The following is a 5,087-nucleotide window of genomic DNA, read 5'->3' on the forward strand; positions in this document are numbered from 1 at the left end:
AAAAACTTACACCATATTCAACCTTTGAAAAAGGGTATGAGCTTTTTGGACATCTTTTTTCCCTGGAGATGATTCCACTCCACTGTTCACATCAATCCCAAAAGGTGTGATAGTATCGAGACATTCATGAATATTATCCGGTGATAGGCCACCAGAGACAAGAAAAGGTTGCTTGAATCGTTCAACTCCCTTAAGAAGCTTCCAAGAGAAAGGTTGACCGGTTCCACCATTTTTTCCAGGAACATAAGTGTCAAAAAGAAAATAGTCGGATACCGATTGATAATGTTCTATTTGAACTAAATCTAATTTATTACCTATTCGAAAAGCCCGAATAACTCCCCTCCCTAATCGAGCACAAAAAGAAGGCTCTTCATTCCCATGAAGCTGTACCATTGAAAATCCACAATATTTCCTTATTTGCTTTACTGTCTGAATACTATGATCCTGAAAAACTCCAACCGGAAGGATTCGGTTTGGAAGATAAGAAATAAGTTTTTTGGTGAAATCCGGCTTTACATATCTTGGACTTGTTTCTATTTGAATAAATCCTAAAGCCCAAACCGGATATTTGATAAGAACTAATATATCCTCAAGACGGGTTATCCCACATATTTTTACTAGAAGCACTCTTCCTCACTCCTTTTAACTCGCGAAGAACTTCTCCTGGTTGAGAATGGAAAAGTAAACATTCCCCAATTAAAAAATGGTTAATACCCATATTCATAAACCGTTGAAGATCTTCCCGACTTCTTATTCCGCTTTCACAAACAACCGTAGCATGATCTGGTATCCCAGGCAAAAGAGATTCAGTGGTATGAAGCGAAACCTCTAAAGTAGCAAGATTGCGATTGTTGATCCCAATAAAATTTACTCCGGCTTCTATTGCCTTTTCAAGATCCTGCTGGTCATGAATTTCAACTAAAGGAATAATGTTCAACAGTTCACAGAGGTTAATAAATTTTCGGATTTTTGATAAAGAAAGGATCTTTGCAATTATTAGAAGGGCTCCAACTCCAAAATAGGCTGATTGATAAATTTGAGTATCATTAATAACAAAGTCTTTGCGAAGAACTGGAAGATAGGTATTCTGTATTACCTTTTTAAGCAAGGTGGTGTTCCCTTTAAAATATTTTTCTTCGGTAACGACCGATAAAGCTGACGCTCCTGCTCTTTGATATTCGGATAGATAATAAGGAACCGCTTCGTGACTGATAATCGATCCTCGAGATGGAGACCCTAATTTAATTTCAGCAATGATTACTGGTTCATTTTTTTGATTAAAAAGGTTTACCCATAGATTTGATTGGCACCTGGCTGTTGCTATAATAGCTTCGATTTCTTTAAAATTATAGGGTTGAACTCTTTTTAAGCTTTGCTTTTTCTCGAATACAATTTGTTCTAATATATTCATTTCTCCTCTCCTTTTTTAGTCGTTAAAAGATTGATTGAAAACAATGAGATTTTGGATCTTTTTATAGGCTTCTCCGGATAGAATAAGATCTTCAATACTTCGATATATTTTACCAAGATTGTTTTCAGGATATAACAGCCAAACCAAAAATGCGGCATTCAAGATAACAGCCCTTCCCAATGTCTCCTTGGTTTTTTTTCCTTGAAGAAGTTCATGAAAAAGACGAGCATTTTTTTTTGGCTTTCCACCCGCTATGCCAATTATTGAATTCACTTTAAGGCCAATTTGCTCAGGAGAAAAATCCCAGGTCTGTATTTTTCCCTTCTCAATAAGAGCCATCCTGGTGAATCCACAGATACTCACTTCATCGATACCTGGTTCACCCCAAAACACTAATCCTCTTTGAATGTTTAATTGAAGTAGTGCTTGAGCAACCAAATCGACCAGGTTCGGTTTGCATACTCCAACCACTTTATGGGTTATCGGAGCTGGGTTGGTCAGTGGTCCTAGAAGATTAAAAATTGTTGGAATTCCCAGTTCTTTTCTCACCTCTTGAACTGCTTTCATGGCCGGATGATAGAGAGGAGCATAGAGAAAAGCAAAACCGGTCTGATCAAAAAATCTTTTCATCTTATCAGCTGGAAGATTAATTTGAAATCCAAGAGCTTCTAAAAAATCGGCACTCCCACAATTGCTGGTAACCGATCGGTTGCCATGTTTAATGACTTTCAGTCCCATGGCATAGGCTAAAAGAGCTGATGCTGTTGATATGTTAAAGGTTCTTTTTCCATCGCCACCAGTACCACAATTGTCAATCACCATTATTTTTTGTGCTATCGGAAACGGAGTAGCTTTCGCTCTCATGGCAGCAGCAAATCCAGCAATTTCTTGTGGTGTTTCACCTTTTTGGCTGTAAGCACAAAGAATTGCTCCAATTTGAGAGGCAGAAAATTGATTTTCCATTAAATTCATCATCAATCGATAGGATTCCTCGAAACCATAATGCTGTTTTTCCATTAAATAATTGAGGATCTTTGGAGTTTCAGGATTCAGCATATTTTATCTCCAAAAAATTACTTAATATCAATTTTCCGAATGGAGTGAGAATTGACTCTGGATGAAATTGAACACCAAATACTGGGAAGATATTATGCTCTAAAGCCATAATTTCATGTTCACTCGACCAGGCGGTTACTCGTAATGAAGGAGGAATGCTTTCGGTTTGAACAATTAAAGAATGATAGCGACCAACTTCAATTTCTTCGGGAATACCTTGAAACAACCGGGAGGAAGTGAGGTGAATCAAAGATTTTTTTCCGTGGCAGGGTTTTTTCGCTTTAACTATTCGAGCTCCAAAAACATACCCGATACATTGATGGCCAAAGACACACCCCTAATATTGGAATATTGGGTGCAAAACAGCTAATAACATCATTACAAATCCCCACATCAGTGGGGTCCTTGGGACCTGGAGAAATCACAATACGATCCGGTTTTAAAGCTTGAATTTCCTCCAGGGTTATCTCATCGTTACGACAAACCATAAAATCATCTTGAGTAATTTCTTCTAAATACTGAACCAGATTAAAGGTAAACGAATCGTAATTATCGAGAACCAAAACCATTTTAATCCCTCCCTTCAGCCATCTTCAACGCTCGAATCATAGCTTCGGCTTTGTTTCGAGTTTCTTCATATTCACTAATCGGGTTTGAATCATAAACAATACCAGCTCCGGCTTGAACACTTACTACACCTTCTTTAAAAAAGAGACTTCGAATTATAATACAAGTATCCATATTTCCATTATCTCCCACATACCCCAAAGCCCCAGCATAAGGACCACGTGCGCATGGCTCTAAAGATTCAATAATTTGCATAGCTCTGACTTTGGGTGCACCACTCACTGTTCCAGCCGGAAAACAAGCTTGCAGAGCCTTCCAGGGAGAACAGTTTTCTTTCATTCGACCAGAAACCTGGGATACTATGTGATAGACATGAGAATACCTTTCCACGTTCATGAATTCTTCAACTTGAACGGTCCCCGGACAGCAGATTTTCCCAATATCATTCCGACCAAGGTCAAGCAGCATGATATGTTCAGCGTTTTCTTTTTCATCATTGAGAAGTTCTTGAACAATTTCTGCTTCGGGCCGCAATTGTGAACGTTTTCTGGTTCCGGCAATCGGTTTGGTGGTTAATTTTCCCTTATCAAGCTTGACTAACATCTCGGGAGATGATCCAGCAATTTGAAAATCACCAGCATCAAGATAAAACATATAAGGTGAAGGATTTAACGATCTAAGACAACGATAAGCCAAAAAGGGGTCACCTTTAAAAGGGGCAGAGAATTTTTGTGAAACTACTGTTTGTGAAACATGCCCATCCTCAATCAATTTTTTGACCTGTTCAACGGCTCCAAGAAAACCATTCTGAGAAAAATTCGATTGGATTACACCTTTGAGTTGGAAAGAGGTATTTACATTGTCTCCCTTTTTCTCTAATGAATTAAATATATCATCCATCCAGGTTTTGGCTTGAAGATATAACTCTCTCTTCCCAGCAGGAACCACCTGAACTGCTCCTACAGTATGGCGAAGATGATCGATATACAGGAAGCGATGGACTGTAAGAAAATAGGCATAGGGATAATCAAGAGGTTTCTGTGGAACGGTCTTTTCCCAAGTTTTAACCGCATCGTAACTTAAAAAACCAACCGCCCCACCAAGGAAGGGAATCTCTGGTTGAGGATAAATACATTGTTGCGGATATTTCTCTTCCAAAGAGCCTATTAAATTATCTTTAAAGCTTATTCGAATTTCCTCTTCAGGATCGATGATGAGAAAAGAGAACCTTCCCCATACCTCTCCTCTTTCTGCACTTTCCAATAGAATTACTGGTTTGCAATCTCGAAATGATTCAAATAATGAAATAGGTGTCAATCGATCAAGAAGTTTTTCACGATAGATTGGAATTGAGTCATACCCCTCTTGGGATAAGCTCATAAAGGTTTCTTGGTCCGGTTGTTGTCTCGCCATAAAAGAATACCTCCAATAAAAAAGCCTTCATCTCTTAAAGAGACGAAGGCTTTATCCGCGGTGCCACTCTTTTTAACGGTACACAAATACCGTTCTCTCATCCAGGTACAGGATTCCTCCGATACCCTGCTTCACATACCGGCGAAGTACCGTTTCCACCTACTTGCTTAAGCTTTCGAGGAACTGCTCCGAGGCCCATTCATTTTCTTCATGCCACCAGGCTCCCACCTCGTTCCCGGCTCTCTCTGGACATGATCGAAAAACTACTCTTCCTCATCATCGCATTATTTTTTTAATTTGAAGTATCAAAACATATGAATTTCATTTTGTCAATACTTAAAATAGAAATTTTATAAATCTTGATACATTCTAATCAATATTTCAATAAAAACCAGTGTCTATTCTGTAAATATAGTGAGAAGTGAGTTGTGAGCAGTGAATTGAAAGAATTTCGCCCTTACCCTTACCTTCTCCCATTTTTCCTGTTTTCCTCTCCCCTGGTGGGAGAGGATTAAAGTGAGGGAGAAACTTGGATATTTCATTCTTGTCTTTATTTTAAAATACTAAACCTGGTTTACGATCCAGTTTTCACCCTCATCCTCAACTTCTCCTATATAGAAAGAAGGAACAAATATTAGAT

The 5,087-nt window shown here is 38.5% G+C and carries 4 protein-coding genes, 1 pseudogene and 1 other annotated feature; all 5 genes and pseudogenes read right to left on the reverse strand.

What is annotated here, in order from left to right; translation table 11 throughout:
- Positions 1–6 precede the first annotated feature (6 nt).
- The 5 genes and pseudogenes from PLK24_RS08150 to PLK24_RS08175 all read right to left on the reverse strand — a co-directional run bounded on the left by PLK24_RS08150 (position 7) and on the right by PLK24_RS08175 (position 4,447).
- Complete coding sequence (locus PLK24_RS08150) at positions 7–627, reverse strand: phosphoribosylanthranilate isomerase (RefSeq protein WP_324478029.1); 621 nt, start codon at positions 625–627, stop codon at positions 7–9.
- Positions 590–1,411 (reverse strand): indole-3-glycerol-phosphate synthase, encoded by an 822-nt coding sequence (locus PLK24_RS08155; protein ID WP_324478030.1) that lies wholly within the window; start codon positions 1,409–1,411, stop codon positions 590–592. Before PLK24_RS08155 ends, PLK24_RS08150 begins: the two co-directional genes overlap by 38 nt.
- A gap of 15 nt (positions 1,412–1,426) precedes the next feature.
- Positions 1,427–2,467 carry an anthranilate phosphoribosyltransferase gene (trpD, locus tag PLK24_RS08160; RefSeq protein ID WP_324478032.1) on the reverse strand — a complete coding sequence of 347 codons (1,041 nt, stop codon included), beginning with the start codon at positions 2,465–2,467 and terminating at the stop codon, positions 1,427–1,429.
- Positions 2,454–3,036, reverse strand: a pseudogene (locus PLK24_RS11475) (anthranilate synthase component II). The gene trpD and the pseudogene PLK24_RS11475 overlap by 14 nt, the downstream one beginning before the upstream one ends.
- 1 nt (position 3,037) lies before the next feature.
- Positions 3,038–4,447 (reverse strand): anthranilate synthase component I family protein, encoded by a 1,410-nt coding sequence (locus PLK24_RS08175; RefSeq protein WP_324478036.1) that lies wholly within the window; start codon positions 4,445–4,447, stop codon positions 3,038–3,040.
- A gap of 35 nt (positions 4,448–4,482) precedes the next feature.
- Positions 4,483–4,736 (reverse strand) — a binding site (T-box leader).
- Positions 4,737–5,087: the final 351 nt, after the last annotated feature.

Source organism: Atribacter sp., from assembly GCF_035418125.1.
In the GTDB taxonomy this organism is placed as follows: Bacteria; Atribacterota; Atribacteria; order Atribacterales; family Atribacteraceae; genus Atribacter; species Atribacter allofermentans.

Bases quoted from the DNA above. Each gene is read 5' to 3' on its own strand.
- PLK24_RS08155 (WP_324478030.1), bottom strand. From the start codon at position 1,411: ATGAATATATTAGAACAAATTGTATTCGAGAAAAAGCAAAGCTTAAAA.
- trpD (WP_324478032.1), bottom strand. From the start codon at position 2,467: ATGCTGAATCCTGAAACTCCAAAGATCCTCAATTATTTAATGGAAAAA.
- PLK24_RS08175 (WP_324478036.1), bottom strand. From the start codon at position 4,447: ATGGCGAGACAACAACCGGACCAAGAAACCTTTATGAGCTTATCCCAA.